Origin of the sequence: Pseudomonas sp. MWU15-20650 (genome assembly GCF_023242475.1) — a bacterium.
In the GTDB taxonomy this organism is placed as follows: Bacteria; Pseudomonadota; Gammaproteobacteria; order Pseudomonadales; family Pseudomonadaceae; genus Aquipseudomonas.
The window spans coordinates 52,158-65,073 of the sequence record NZ_JALJFG010000022.1; the positions used below are offsets into that span (position 1 = coordinate 52,158).

Below are 12,916 nucleotides of genomic sequence, written 5' to 3' on the forward strand. Positions count from 1 at the left end.
GACACCACAAGAGGTGAGTATGAACAACTGGATCAGCGCCCTCGCCGACCTGCAGAACCAGGCTGAACCCTGCGTGCTGGTGACCATTATCGAAGAGCTCGGCTCCACACCGCGCAACGCCGGTTCGAAAATGGTGATCAGCGCCGCGCAGACCTTCGACACCATCGGTGGCGGGCACTTGGAATACAAGGCGATGCAGATCGCCCGGGACATGCTCGTACGCGGCCAGCAGAACACTCATCTGGAGCGTTTCAGCCTGGGCGCCAGCCTGGGCCAGTGCTGCGGCGGCGTGACCGTGCTGCTGTTCGAACCGATGGGCCAGGTACAGGCGCAGATCGCCGTATTTGGCGCCGGCCATGTGGGTCGTGCCTTGGTGCCACTGCTGGCGAGCCTGCCATGCCGGGTGCGCTGGATCGATTCCCGTGACCAGGAGTTTCCGGAACATATCCCCCAGGGCGTGCGTAAAATCGTCAGCGAAGAGCCTGTCGATGAAATTGCCGACTTGCCAGTGGGCAGCTACTGCATCGTCATGACCCACAATCACGCGCTGGACCTGGAACTGACCGCCGCCCTGCTCAAGCGCAACGACTTCGCCTACTTCGGCCTGATCGGCTCGAAGACCAAACGGGTCAAGTTCGAACACCGCCTGCGTGAACGCGGCTTCGACGCCGCACAGTTGCAACGCATGCGCTGCCCCATGGGCCTCACCGAGGTAAAGGGCAAGTTGCCGGTGGAGATCGCCATCTCCATCGCCGGCGAAATCATCGCCACCTATAACGCCAATTTCGGCCAGCACACTGCAAGCGCCGAACCCATTGCCAAACTGCTTGTGGCTTCGCGCCGCAGCCAAGCTTTGACTTCTTTTACCAAGAATTGAGACGACCATGCCTTTGACTCGCAAAGCCTACCGTGCCGCCATCCTGCACAGCCTCGCCGACCCGGCCATCGTTGGGATCGAAGCGTCCTATGAGTATTTCGAAGACGGCCTGCTGGTGATCGAAAACGGCCAGATCAGCGCCGTCGGCCATGCGGGTGACCTGCTGCCGACCCTGCCTGCCGATGTCGAAGTCACCCATTATCAGGATGCGCTGATCACCCCCGGGCTGATCGACACCCATATCCACCTGCCACAAACCGGCATGGTCGGTGCCTATGGCGAACAACTGCTGGACTGGCTCAACACCTACACCTTCCCGTGTGAAAGCCAGTTCGCCGACAAGGCTCACGCCGACGAAGTCGCGGACATTTTCATCAAGGAACTGCTGCGCAACGGCACCACCACTGCCCTGGTGTTTGGCAGTGTGCATCCGCAGTCGGTGAATTCATTCTTCGAAGCGGCCGAGAAACTCGACCTGCGCATGATCGCCGGCAAGGTCATGATGGACCGCAACGCGCCGGACTATCTGACCGACACAGCCGAATCCGGCTACCAGGAAAGCAAGGCACTGATTGAGCGCTGGCACGGCAAGGGTCGCCTGCATTACGCCGTCACCCCGCGTTTTGCACCGACCAGCACGCCGGAGCAATTGGCGTTGGCCGGGCAACTGCTGGGTGAATACCCGAACCTGTACATGCAGACGCACATCAGCGAGAACAAGCAGGAAGTCGAGTGGGTAAAAGCACTGTTCCCCGAGCGCAAGGGCTACCTGGACGTGTACGACCATTACAAACTGCTGGGTGAACGCTCGGTGTTTGCCCACGGCGTGCACCTGTGTGATGAGGAGTGCGCGCGGTTGGCAGAGGCCGGTTCGGCAGTGGCGTTCTGCCCGACCTCGAACTTCTTCCTCGGCAGCGGCTTGTTCAACCTGCCGATGGCCGAGAAGCACAAACTCAATGTGGGCCTGGGCACGGACGTGGGCGGCGGCACCAGCTTCTCGCTGCTGCAAACCCTGAACGAAGCCTACAAGGTCATGCAGTTGCAGGGCGCACGGTTGAGTCCGTTCAAGTCGCTGTACCTGGCAACCCTGGGTGGCGCGCGGGCGCTGCGTCTGGAAGACAAGATCGGTACGTTGCAACCGGGCACCGATGCGGACTTCCTGGTGCTCGATTACAACGCCACGCCGCTGCTCAGCTATCGCTTGAAGCAGGCCAATAACATTGCCGAGACACTATTTGTATTGATGACGTTGGGGGATGATCGGACGGTGTTGCAGACGTATGCGGCCGGGCAGTTGGTGCACCAACGCTGATCTCAGCCACAACACAAAACACATGTGGGAGGGGGCAAGCCCTAATGCCAGTCAGTTAAGAAGGAACACTATCACTGTGGCGAGCGGGCTTGTCCCGCGTTGGGGTGCGCAGCAGCCCCAAAACGGTCTCTGCGGAGTATCGGGTACACCGCATTCGTCCTTCTTTGGGGGCGCTACGCGCCCCAACGCGGGACAAGCCCGCTCGCCACAACAAGCCCGCTCGCCACAGGTTACCGGTTGCTCCTTCTGGCGTTTAACTGGCTGGCATTGGGGCAAGCCCCCTCCCATATTTTTTATATTTATTCAGCTTAATTAACGTGTTGAATCGATTTTATGAAGTGAAATATCAAGGTCGATAAAGGTGTGCATGCCCGGCCCGATACAATGACGACTCACTGAAACTGTCACTTGCCAGCACCCGACCCACCACAATCAACGCCGTACGCCGAAAGCCCTTGGCCGCCACTTTTTCGGCAATATCGCTCAGCGTACCGACCACCCAATCCTGATCCGGCCAAGTCGCCCGGTGCACCACGGCTATCGGGCAGTCGGCGCCATAGTGCGGCAACAGCTCGGCAACGATCTTCTCCAGATGGTTGACCCCCAGGTGAATAGCCATCGTCGTGCCGTGACGGGCCAGGCTGTCGAATGCCTCGCCAGCGGGCATGCTGGTTTTATCGGCGTAACGGGTCAGGATCACACTTTGGGCGATGTCCGGCAGGGTCAGCTCGGTTTCCAGCAACGCCGCGCTGGCCGCCACGGCCGTGACCCCCGGAATGATCTGGAAGGGAATGCCTTGTTCGCGCAAATGGCGGATCTGTTCGCCAATCGCTCCATACAGGCTCGGATCACCGGAGTGCACGCGCGCCACATCCTGGCCCTTGGCGTGGGCGGCCTTGATCACGTCGATAATCTGTTCCAGATGCAACTGGGCACTGTTGACTACCTGCTCGGCCTGATGACCTTCCAGCACCGCCGCAGGCACCAGCGAGCCGGCATAGATGATCACCGGGCAACTGCGAATCAGCCGTTGGCCTTTAATCGTGATCAATTCCGGGTCGCCGGGGCCTGCACCGATAAAGTAGACGGTCATGGGGAGTTCCTGTGGAAAAACGGGTGAGCATGAAGAATGCTCATGATCGAGAAGGGCGATTATCGGGATTTTAGTCCGCGCAAGCCAATGCAAAGGTCGCCTGCGCGGTTTTCCTGCGACGGATCAGCAGGCGGGCAGGGCCGTGGGAGAGGTGTTCCGCCAGGGCCAGGGCGGCACTTTCGGCGATCCCATAACAACCGGTATGGGCAAAGGCGACCGCAGACTTATGGCTCAGTCGGTTTTCATAACCCGCCAATTGTTCTGCGCTGAAACAGTGGAATGGCAGGCCCAGTAGCTCGGCCAGGGCCTGCAACCCGGGCTCATCCCGTTTGTGGTCAATACTCGCCAGCGCGGTGATGTGTGTGCGTTCAATACCGCCCTCGGCGAGGGCAGTGTCAAACAGGCCCAGCAGGGTGTGGACCTCACAGCCCCGCTGGCAACCCAGGCCGACGACGAAGGTCATGCCGCGTAGTGGTCGTCGCGGTGACGGCGGAACAGCCAGGCACTGATCAGGCCCAGGGCCAGCCAGAACGCCACATTGGTTAACTGCGAAGCGATCTTGAACTGTGCGTCCAGCGCTTCGGGGGCCAGCATCGAATGCACTTCAGGCTGCGGCGCGCCAATCACATGCGGCACGGCCAGGATCGCCGCGCCCAATACTTTCAGCAGCCAGTGGCGACCGAACACCATCAGCGCAAGTCCGACAGCGGTGGACGCCGCCGTGCCGACCCACCAGACCTGACGCTGGGCCAAGTCGGCGGCGGCGGTGCCCGGCAACTCGGGCGGCAGGCCCAGGGTGGGTGCCAGCACAAACGTCGCGTAACCGGCCAAGCCCCACAGCAGCCCTTGAGTGGTGCGGGTGGGCGCACGCAGCGTGTAGAGGCCGGCCAGCATCAGCGCGAAACCGACGGCCACCACCAGGTTACCGCCCGTGGTCGACAGCACGCGCTGCCAGCCGTCTTCCGGCTCCCAGGCTTGGGCGTCGTGGGTGTGCGCAGCAGTGCCGGCAGCGTGCTCGTGGGCCACTTCGCTGGCGGCCGGGGCTTTTTCAAAGGTCTCCGCCTGCAAAATCAGCGGGGCGACCCAGAAGCTTTGCAGCAGGGTCAGTAGCAGGGCGGCCAACAGGCCGGTGAACCCTGCGGTTTGGGCAATACGCTTGATCATGTCGGCAGGTCTCAGTGGCACGGGAACGCGGCGCTGTGGCGGGTATCGTGGGCGGCGTTGTGCACTGCCTCGATATGCGAGAAGCCGGCAAAATACACCAGGCACGCGCCAAGGATCGACGCAGAGATAGCGGCGGTCAGGCGTTGGCTCAAGGTGGCAGTGCTGCTGGCGGAGTGCGAAGTGCTGCTGATGATCGACATGGCGCGTCCCTTTCAGGTATCAGGGTGAAACGAGCGCATGAAAACCCCGCGAGCCAGGCACGCAGGGTTCTGAACAGCGCCCGCCCACCGCGGGTTTGTTATCTGATATTTTCGGGCCGGTCTCCGGGCTTGCGAGGGGACTTTCGAAAAAAGTCCTGAAAGCATCGCCTTCCCATGCGTTTGCACAGTGGCTGTGACACTTCGCTCGCTTACCGTTGCGGGGGCAGCACCGGACTCGTCAACGCATCGACTCACCGGTTTCCCGTTTCACCCTGTGAAGGGCACCCGAAACAAGATGTGTAGGAGAGCATGGGCGGGCGACGGTAGTCAAATGTAGCGAGCCCCTGTAGCCTTGCACCCTCGAGGTTCTTCGGCCCAGGTCGAAGCTAAGAAGGGAACGCGGTTCAAGCCGCGGCTGCCCCCGCAACTGTGAAGGGTTCAGTTGACTGCCATGCCACTGTCGAGACGGCGGGAAGGTGCAGTCAGCGCCGGTCGCAAGACCCGTACGCCCCAAGCCAGGAGACCTGCCTCGTCACCGATTTTTCAATTCAACCGGGCGGGGTGATCCGGTGACGAAATCCGCTGCTGCGCGCTGCCGCAGGGCTCATCGTCCCATGTGCCCGCCCCAAAGGGCATCCGATGAAAACACTGGCCAAACTTCCCGTCACTATCGTCACCGGCTTCCTCGGTTCGGGTAAAACCACCTTGCTGCGCCATATGCTCGACAACGCCCAGGGCCGTCGCATTGCAGTCATCGTCAACGAGTTCGGCGAGCTGGGCATTGACGGGGAAATCCTCAAGCAGTGCTCCATCGGCTGCACCGAAGAAGAAGCCAATGGTCGTGTGTATGAGTTGGCCAACGGCTGCCTGTGTTGCACCGTGCAGGAAGAGTTCTTCCCGGTGATGCGCGAATTGGTCGCCCGTCGCGGTGACCTAGACCATATCCTCATCGAAACCTCGGGCCTGGCCCTGCCCAAGCCGTTGGTCCAGGCGTTCCAGTGGCCGGAGATCCGCAGCGCTTGCACGGTTGACGCGGTGATTACCGTGGTCGACAGCCCGGCCGTGGCTGCTGGCACCTTCGCCGCGTTCCCGGACCAGGTTGACGCCCAGCGCAAACTCGACCCGAACCTGGACCACGAATCGCCGCTGCACGAGCTGTTCGCCGACCAGTTGGCCAGCGCCGACCTGGTGATCCTCAACAAAACCGACCTGATCAGTGCCGAAGACCTGGCCCGTGTACGCCTGGAAGTGGCCGAAGAACTGCCGCCGGCGGTGAAGATCATCGAAGCCAGCAGCGGTCGCCTGCCGTTGGACGTGCTGATCGGCCTGGGCGCCGGCTCTGAAGAACACATCGACAGTCGTCACAGCCATCATGATCACCACCACGAAGGTGAAGACGATCATGACCACGATGCGTTTGATTCCATCTCCATCGACCTGCCACAAGCCGACGAAGCGCTGCTGCTCGACGCCCTGACCCAACTGGTGGTGCAGCACGGCATCCTGCGCGTCAAAGGTTTCGCCGCGATCCCGAACAAACCCATGCGCCTGCTGATCCAGGGCGTAGGCACCCGTTTCGACAAGCACTTCGACCGTGCCTGGGGCGCTGACGAAGCACGTACCACGCGCCTGGTGCTGATCGGCCAGGAGCTGGATGCCGCGGGCCTCGAAGCGCAACTGCGCGCCGCGCTCAGCGTCTGACCCATGCACCTGCTCAGGACACAGCCGGGTGGTTTCGTCTCGGACGACAATATTGCCGACCTGGGACAAACGCCCGCCGAGCTGGTGATCCTGTGCAGCGGTGATTCCAGCCTGGCGCTGTTGGCCGAGGCCGCCCAGCAGTTGCCTGCCGATTACCCCAGCCTGCGCCTGGCCAACCCGATGCAGGTGCAGAACCACGCTTCGGTCGACTTGTACGTCGATGAGGTGCTGCGCCACGCCAAGGTCATCCTGATTTCCCTGCACGGCGGTATTGGCTATTGGCGCTACGGTATCGAACGCCTGGTCGAGTTGGCGCAACGTGGCGTCACGCTGATCCTGGTGCCGGGGGATGATCGCCCAGACCCGGAACTCAGCGGTCTGAGCACTGTGGGCGCCGAACAGCGCGACCGCCTGTGGCACTTCCTGCGCCAGGGCGGCCTGGGCAACGCGCTGGATTTCTATCGCTGCCTGGCCAGTGTTTACTGGGGCCGCGATTATCCGTGGGGCGAGCCGCAAACCCTGCCGCGCACCGCGATCTATCACCCGCAAAAAGCCAGCGCCCGCCTCAATGACTGGCAGGCGGATTGGACCGTCGAGTGGCCCGTGGCAGCGGTGCTGTTCTACCGTTCCCATTTGCAGGCGGCCAACACGGCCTTTATCGATGTGTTCTGCCAACGCTTGCATGCGGCGGGCCTGAACCCGCTGCCTATCGCGGTGGCCAGCTTGAAGGAGCCCGGCTGCCTCTCGGTGGTCGAGGACCTGATGGACGACGTACAGGCAGCGGTGATTCTGAACACCACCGGCTTTGCCCAGTCCAGCCCGGAAGCGCCGCATTTACGCCCGTTTCGCCGCAACATCCCGGTGATCCAGGCGATTTGCGCCCAGGACAACCAGCCCGGCTGGCAGGCCAGTGAGCAAGGGCTCGGCCCTCGTGACCTGGCGATGCACATTGCCTTGCCGGAGCTGGACGGCCGCATTATCAGCCGGCCGATCAGTTTCAAGGATTTGGCCTGGCGCAGCGAGCGCAGCCAGTCGGACGTGGTGTGCTACCGCGCCGCCCCTGAACGCATGGATTTCGTGGCGCAGCTGGCACGGCGCTGGGTGGAACTGGCACGGGTGCCCAATGCGCAGAAACGCATTGCGCTGATCCTGGCCAACTACCCCACCCGTGATGGCCGCATCGGCAATGGCGTGGGCCTGGATACCCCGGCAGCGGCGCTGAACATCCTGCGCGCCTTGCAAGCCGAAGGCTATCCGGTGCCGGAGGCGCTTCCAGGCAGCGGCACGGCCCTGATCCATGAGCTGCTCGGCGGCGTTACCAACGACCTGGACAGCCTCGACCTGCGCCCCTGCCATCAAAGCCTGGGCTTGGTCGATTACGAAGCGATGTTCCAGCGTTTGCCCGAAGCCAATCGCCAGGCGGTGCTGGAACGTTGGGGCGCTCCACAAAACGATCCAATGTGCCGCGATGGCCGCATGATGATCGCCGGTCTGCGCCTGGGCCTGACCTTCGTCGGTATCCAGCCGGCCCGGGGTTACCAAGTGGACGCCAGCGCGGTGTACCACGACCCGGACCTGGTGCCGCCCCATGGGTACCTGGCGTTCTACTTCTGGTTGCGCCACACCTACGGCGCCCATGGCGTGATCCATGTGGGCAAGCACGGCAACCTGGAATGGTTGCCGGGCAAAGGCGTGGGCCTGTCGGAACACTGCTGGCCGGATGCACTGCTGGGGCCGTTGCCGAATATCTACCCGTTTATCGTCAACGACCCAGGCGAGGGCGCCCAGGCCAAGCGGCGTACCCAGGCCGTGATCATCGACCACTTGATGCCGCCGCTGACCCGTGCCGAAACCTATGGCCCGCTGCGCAACCTGGAGCTGTTGGCGGACGAATATTACGAGGCGCAGTTGCTCGACCCGCGCCGTGCCCTTGAGCTGCAAAGAGACATTCTCAAGCTGGTGCGTGAAACCCGCATCGACCAGGAGCTCGAACTCGGCGCTGAAGTGGACGCGGCAATCTGGTTACCGCGCCTGGACACTTACCTGTGTGACTTGAAGGAATCGCAGATCCGCGACGGCTTGCACATTTTTGGTGAGTCGCCCGAAGGGCGCCTGCGTATCGACACGCTGCTGGCCTTGCTGCGCATTCCCCGGGGCGATGGCCGTGGCCCACAATCAAGCCTGCTGCGGGTGTTGGCCCAGGCGTTCGAGTTGGGCTTTGACCCACTCGATTGCGCCCTGGCCGAACCCTGGACCGGGCGCCGCCCCGAGGTGTTGCAGAAAATCGACGCGCAGTTATGGCGCACCGCCGGTGATACCCGCGAGCGCCTGGAATTGTATGCGGCGCGGTTGATCGAGCAGGCGCTGGAGGGCCCGCTTGAGCAGTTGGAAGAACCGGGCTGGGAGACTGTGAAGGTCGTCATCGAAAGCCTGCGCATTGTCGTGGCGCCACGCCTGGATGCCTGCGGGCCGGCGGAAATGCGTGGCTTGCTGGATGCCTTGTGCGGGCGTTTCGTTCCCGCGGGGCCGAGCGGCGCCCCCAGCCGTGGGCGTCTGGATGTGCTGCCCACCGGGCGTAACTTCTTCACGGTGGATGTGCGCAACTTGCCGACCACCACGGCCTGGCGTATCGGTTTCCAGTCAGCCAACCTGATGCTTGAGCGACATTTGCAGGACCACGGCGACCACCTGCGCCAACTCGGCCTGTCGGTATGGGGCACGGCCACCATGCGCACCGGCGGCGACGACATCGCCCAGGCCATGGCGCTGATGGGCGTACGGCCGGTGTGGGCCACGGGCAGTCAACGGGTGGACGATTTTGAAATCCTGCCCATCAGTTTGCTCGACCGCCCGCGGGTGGACGTCACGCTGCGTGTGTCCGGGTTCTTCCGTGATGCCTTCGCCAACCTGATCCGCCTGTTCGACGCGGCGGTGCAAGCGGTGGCGGCCCTGGATGAACCGGACGACATGAACCCGCTGGCCGCCAAAGTGCGCAGCGAGCGTGCGGCGCTGCTGGCCTCTGGCCTGGATGAAGAAGCGGCGGCCAAACAGGCCGGCTGGCGCATTTTCGGGGCCAAGCCCGGTGCCTACGGCGCGGGCGTGCAGGGCGCCATTGACGGGCGCCTGTGGCAAAGCCGCGAGGACTTGGCCGAGGTCTACCTGAACTGGGGCGGCTACGCCTACGGCGGTTCTGACGAAGGCACCGCCGCCCGCGCGCAATTCGCCCAGCGCTTGAGCCAGGTGCAGGCGGTGTTGCAGAACCAGGATAACCGCGAACACGACTTGCTCGACTCCAATGACTACTACCAATTCCAGGGCGGCATGCTCGCTGCGGTGGAAACCCTGAGCGGCGCCAAGACCGCCAGCTATCATGGCGACCATAGCCAGCCGGACTTGCCCAGGATACGCACCTTGAAGGAGGAGCTGAACCGGGTGATCCGTTCGCGTGCCGCCAACCCCAAGTGGATCGAAGGTGTGAAGCGCCACGGTTATAAAGGGGCGTTCGAAATGGCCGCGACCGTGGATAATCTGTTCGCGTTCGATGCCACCACCGCGCTGATCGACGATCATCAATACGCGTTGCTCGCCGATGCTTACCTGCTTGACCCCGACACCCGGGCCTTTGTGCAGCAGCACAACCCCGAGGCCCTGCGAGACATGGCCGAGCGCCTGCTCGAAGCCCAGCAACGTGGGCTTTGGCAGGCACCGGGAGCGTATCGTGAAGCACTCGAAAACCTGTTGCTGGATATAGAAGAAGACAGCTGATGACCGACATTCCCCATTTCCCGCTGTCCGCCGTCGTAGGCGCCGACGACCTGAAACTGGCGCTGTGCCTGACCGCCATCGACCCGAAGATCGGTGGCGTGTTGATCGAAGGGCCACGCGGCATGGCCAAGTCCACCCTGGCGCGTGGTTTGGCGGACCTGCTGGCCAGCGGGCAGTTTGTCACCTTGCCTTTGGGGGCAACCGAGGAGCGGCTGGTCGGTACGTTGGACCTGGAGGCTGCGTTGGGTGAAGGTCGCGCGCAGTTTTCGCCGGGCGTATTGGCCAAGGCTGACGGTGGCGTGCTGTATGTCGATGAAGTCAACTTGCTGCCGGATCACTTGGTGGACCTGCTGCTGGACGTGGCCGCCAGCGGCACCAACCTGATCGAGCGTGACGGCATTTCCCATCGTCACTCGGCGCGTTTTGTGCTGATCGGCACCATGAACCCGGAGGAGGGCGAGTTGCGCCCGCAACTGCTCGACCGCTTCGGTTTTAACGTGGCCTTGAGCGGGCAGACGTTGCCGGCCGAGCGCGGGCAGATCATTCGCCGGCGCCTGGATTTCGACAGTCACCCGCAGGCTTTCTGCGCGCAGTGGGCCGAGCCGCAGGCGGCCTTGCGCGAGCGTTGCACCCAGGCCCGGGCACGGCTTGAGAGCATTGAACTGGATGACCAGGCGTTGGCGCGAATCACCGAGCGTTGTTTTGCCGCTGGCGTCGATGGCTTGCGCGCCGATCTGGTGTGGTTGCGCGGCGCCAGGGCTCATGCGGCGTGGCGAGGTGCCACGGCCATCACCGAAGAGGATATCGAGGCGGTGGCCGAGTTTGCCTTGCGCCATCGCCGCCAAGAACAATCCCCGCCGGCCAGCAGTCCGCCGCCTGCCGGGCAGTCGCCGCAGCCCTCCGATCGCTCACCTGGCCAGGGCCAATGGGGCGATATGCCCGCACCGGCCTTGCCCACGGGCGCACGCCGTGAAGTGCCCACCTGGCCAAAAAAGCCCTAGGCATTCGCCCTCGACCTGACGCGGGGGCGGATGCCCGACCCAAGGCGGGGCGACTGGACAAGGGCAGGCAAGGCCAGGCGCGCAGTGCGCAACAGGGGGCTGTCAATTGGCCGGGCACGTTGCTCGGTGGGCGGCCGCAATGCCGTGATGACCTGTTGTTTCACCTGCGTAGCCGTTCGGCGCCGGAACTGTGGTTGGTAATCGTCGATGCCTCGGCGTCCACCCGGCGCCATCGGGCGTTGACCGATGCCAAGGGTTTGTTGGCTCAGCTGTTCGACGACGCTTATCGGCAACGGGCGCGTATAGCGCTCTTGACGGCCAGCGGGGCATCGCCGAGGTGGCAGGTGCAAGGGTTGAAGGCGGCGAAGGGCTTGACGGGTTGGCTGGAGCAGTTAGGCGCCGGTGGCGGTACGCCATTGCTCGCCGCCTTGAGCGAGGCCGGGCAGTGGCTCAGAGCGCGGCGCAAACGTTACCCGGCGCAGCAGCAGCGGTTGCTGGTGATCACCGATGGTCGGCTCAAAGCCATTGATGGGTTGCCGCCGTTGGAGTGCCGGGGGTTACTGGTAGACATTGAGCGCGGGCCGATCAGGTTGGGGCGGGCTCAGGAGTTGGCGATGGGGTTGCAGTTGGATTACCAGCATATTGATGCTTTGTAGTGCCTGGGCAATCGCCATCGGGAGCAAGCCCCCTCCCACACTTTTCAGTGCACCGCAGCATTACCTGTGGGAGGGGGCTTGCTCCCGATGGCTGCCTTGAATACACCGAGGATTTATCAGCTTGCCCCCGGCACATTCGGCCAAAGATCCGCCACCAGAAACAGCCGCTCGGCTTCTTCCCAATCCTCACCGCTCTGCACCATTCGCACCAGTAACTGCGCCGGTGCCATCGGATCCAAGTCCTTCAGCCAGCTTTGCATCTGCGCTTCACTCCACACTTGATCCGCCGTGTAATGCGCAGGTGCCAACCAGGCGTGGCGGGGCAGGGGTTGCCAGTGGCCAGGCGGGCGGGTGCTGACAAAATCCGACCAGTCACGCTGATGCAACCAGCAACCACGCAGATGCTGCGGGTGGGCGCCGATTGGGGGTTGTGCCGTGCCAGGCCAGGGATAGAGCAGATAACCGCCCAGCCACAAATGCGCATCGAACACCTGGATATCCAGCGCCGTCAAGGCGTCGCGGCTCTCGGCCCGTGCAGAAATCGGCAGTTGATGTTCGGCCAGGTGCGCCAGCTTGCGGTCCAGTCGGTCATGGCAACCCGGGCCGAGCCACTGCGCGGGGTCCTGGCCGTTGCCGGCCTGTGGCCCAAGGTAGAGTTTGATCGCCAGTTCCAGGTGGTGCACGCCATCGCGGTCACGCAGCAACATGTCCAACTCGCCAAGGGTATGCCCGGCGCGGCGGATCGGCAGGTTGGCGGCCAATAATTCAACGCCTGGCGCATGCTGCACGGCGAACTGCCACAGGCGTTCGTAGTAGAGGCCCAGGCGCCGGGTGCGCGACAGGCTCAGCCACTGCTGCAAGGCGCTGCTGTCGCGGTCCAATTGTCGCAGCCACTGTTCGAGCCGTTCGGGCGCTTGCACCCAGTCACTGCCGGCCAGTGGGTGGCGCTGTGGCCACGGCGTTTGCGCAAGCATGGGCGGGGCGAGCATCACCCACGCCAGGTCGCGCACCTCAGGGTGACGCAATTGGCGGGGCAGCGTGTGCAAATCGGCGAACAGAGTCATGGTCCGAGCATAGCCTTTTAAGCGTGCGGCAGGTGCCTGAGAACTATTGTCATCCAGGCGTGGCGGCGACAAAGGGTTTTGCC

At 63.3% G+C, this 12,916-nt stretch carries 11 protein-coding genes and 2 riboswitches; of the genes, 6 read left to right on the forward strand and 5 right to left on the reverse strand.

The genetic code is table 11. From position 1 onward, the window contains the following. The first annotated feature begins 19 nt into the window (after window positions 1–19). Window positions 20–877 carry a xanthine dehydrogenase accessory protein XdhC gene (xdhC, locus tag M5B43_RS17260; protein WP_248751221.1) on the forward strand — a complete coding sequence of 286 codons (858 nt, stop codon included), beginning with the start codon at window positions 20–22 and terminating at the stop codon, window positions 875–877. Window positions 878–884: 7 nt separating this feature from the next. Next, window positions 885–2,189, forward strand: coding sequence for a guanine deaminase (guaD, locus tag M5B43_RS17265; RefSeq protein WP_248751222.1), 1,305 nt, complete (start codon window positions 885–887; stop codon window positions 2,187–2,189). A 346-nt stretch (window positions 2,190–2,535) separates the two neighbouring features. On the opposite strand, the gene cobM is transcribed toward guaD, so the two are convergent. From cobM to M5B43_RS17285, 4 genes are all read right to left on the reverse strand, one after another. Beyond that, the gene (cobM, locus tag M5B43_RS17270) at window positions 2,536–3,282 is read right to left on the reverse strand and encodes a precorrin-4 C(11)-methyltransferase (RefSeq protein WP_248751223.1); all 747 of its coding nucleotides are present in this window, start codon (window positions 3,280–3,282) and stop codon (window positions 2,536–2,538) included. A 70-nt stretch (window positions 3,283–3,352) separates the two neighbouring features. After that, window positions 3,353–3,745, reverse strand: a complete 393-nt coding sequence (locus M5B43_RS17275) for a cobalamin biosynthesis protein (protein ID WP_248751224.1) — start codon at window positions 3,743–3,745, stop codon at window positions 3,353–3,355. After that, entirely contained in the window at window positions 3,742–4,446 is a 705-nt protein-coding gene (locus tag M5B43_RS17280; RefSeq protein WP_248751225.1) for a CbtA family protein, read from the reverse strand. Before M5B43_RS17280 ends, M5B43_RS17275 begins: the two co-directional genes overlap by 4 nt. Window positions 4,447–4,457: 11 nt before the next feature. Beyond that, a complete protein-coding gene (locus M5B43_RS17285; RefSeq protein WP_248751226.1) occupies window positions 4,458–4,646 on the reverse strand; it encodes a CbtB-domain containing protein in 189 nt (62 codons plus the stop codon). Window positions 4,647–4,742: 96 nt separating this feature from the next. Further along, a riboswitch (cobalamin riboswitch) is annotated at window positions 4,743–4,950 on the reverse strand. A 42-nt stretch (window positions 4,951–4,992) separates the two neighbouring features. Next, a riboswitch (cobalamin riboswitch) is annotated at window positions 4,993–5,193 on the forward strand. Window positions 5,194–5,285: 92 nt separating this feature from the next. On the opposite strand from M5B43_RS17285, the gene cobW reads away from it, so the two are divergent. Genes cobW through M5B43_RS17305 form a run of 4 tightly spaced genes read left to right on the forward strand, consistent with a single transcriptional unit; the run spans window position 5,286 to window position 11,769 of the window. After that, window positions 5,286–6,347 carry a cobalamin biosynthesis protein CobW gene (cobW, locus tag M5B43_RS17290; protein WP_283099516.1) on the forward strand — a complete coding sequence of 354 codons (1,062 nt, stop codon included), beginning with the start codon at window positions 5,286–5,288 and terminating at the stop codon, window positions 6,345–6,347. A gap of 3 nt (window positions 6,348–6,350) precedes the next feature. Further along, window positions 6,351–10,112, forward strand: coding sequence for a cobaltochelatase subunit CobN (gene cobN / locus M5B43_RS17295; RefSeq protein ID WP_248751227.1), 3,762 nt, complete (start codon window positions 6,351–6,353; stop codon window positions 10,110–10,112). Next, on the forward strand, window positions 10,112–11,113 hold the full coding sequence (locus tag M5B43_RS17300) for an AAA family ATPase (protein WP_248751228.1): 1,002 nt from the start codon (window positions 10,112–10,114) through the stop codon (window positions 11,111–11,113). Before cobN ends, M5B43_RS17300 begins: the two co-directional genes overlap by 1 nt. Window positions 11,114–11,166: 53 nt before the next feature. Beyond that, the gene (locus M5B43_RS17305) at window positions 11,167–11,769 is read left to right on the forward strand and encodes a VWA domain-containing protein (protein ID WP_349292377.1); all 603 of its coding nucleotides are present in this window, start codon (window positions 11,167–11,169) and stop codon (window positions 11,767–11,769) included. 116 nt (window positions 11,770–11,885) lie between these two features. Here the strand turns inward: M5B43_RS17305 and M5B43_RS17310 are convergent, their stop codons facing one another. Beyond that, a complete protein-coding gene (locus M5B43_RS17310) occupies window positions 11,886–12,833 on the reverse strand; it encodes a DUF1853 family protein (protein ID WP_248751229.1) in 948 nt (315 codons plus the stop codon). Window positions 12,834–12,916: the final 83 nt, after the last annotated feature.

Bases quoted from the DNA above. Each gene is read 5' to 3' on its own strand.
- xdhC (WP_248751221.1), top strand. From the start codon at position 20: ATGAACAACTGGATCAGCGCCCTCGCCGACCTGCAGAACCAGGCTGAA.
- guaD (WP_248751222.1), top strand. From the start codon at position 885: ATGCCTTTGACTCGCAAAGCCTACCGTGCCGCCATCCTGCACAGCCTC.
- cobM (WP_248751223.1), bottom strand. From the start codon at position 3,282: ATGACCGTCTACTTTATCGGTGCAGGCCCCGGCGACCCGGAATTGATC.
- M5B43_RS17275 (WP_248751224.1), bottom strand. From the start codon at position 3,745: ATGACCTTCGTCGTCGGCCTGGGTTGCCAGCGGGGCTGTGAGGTCCAC.
- M5B43_RS17280 (WP_248751225.1), bottom strand. From the start codon at position 4,446: ATGATCAAGCGTATTGCCCAAACCGCAGGGTTCACCGGCCTGTTGGCC.
- M5B43_RS17285 (WP_248751226.1), bottom strand. From the start codon at position 4,646: ATGTCGATCATCAGCAGCACTTCGCACTCCGCCAGCAGCACTGCCACC.
- cobW (WP_283099516.1), top strand. From the start codon at position 5,286: ATGAAAACACTGGCCAAACTTCCCGTCACTATCGTCACCGGCTTCCTC.
- cobN (WP_248751227.1), top strand. From the start codon at position 6,351: ATGCACCTGCTCAGGACACAGCCGGGTGGTTTCGTCTCGGACGACAAT.
- M5B43_RS17300 (WP_248751228.1), top strand. From the start codon at position 10,112: ATGACCGACATTCCCCATTTCCCGCTGTCCGCCGTCGTAGGCGCCGAC.
- M5B43_RS17310 (WP_248751229.1), bottom strand. From the start codon at position 12,833: ATGACTCTGTTCGCCGATTTGCACACGCTGCCCCGCCAATTGCGTCAC.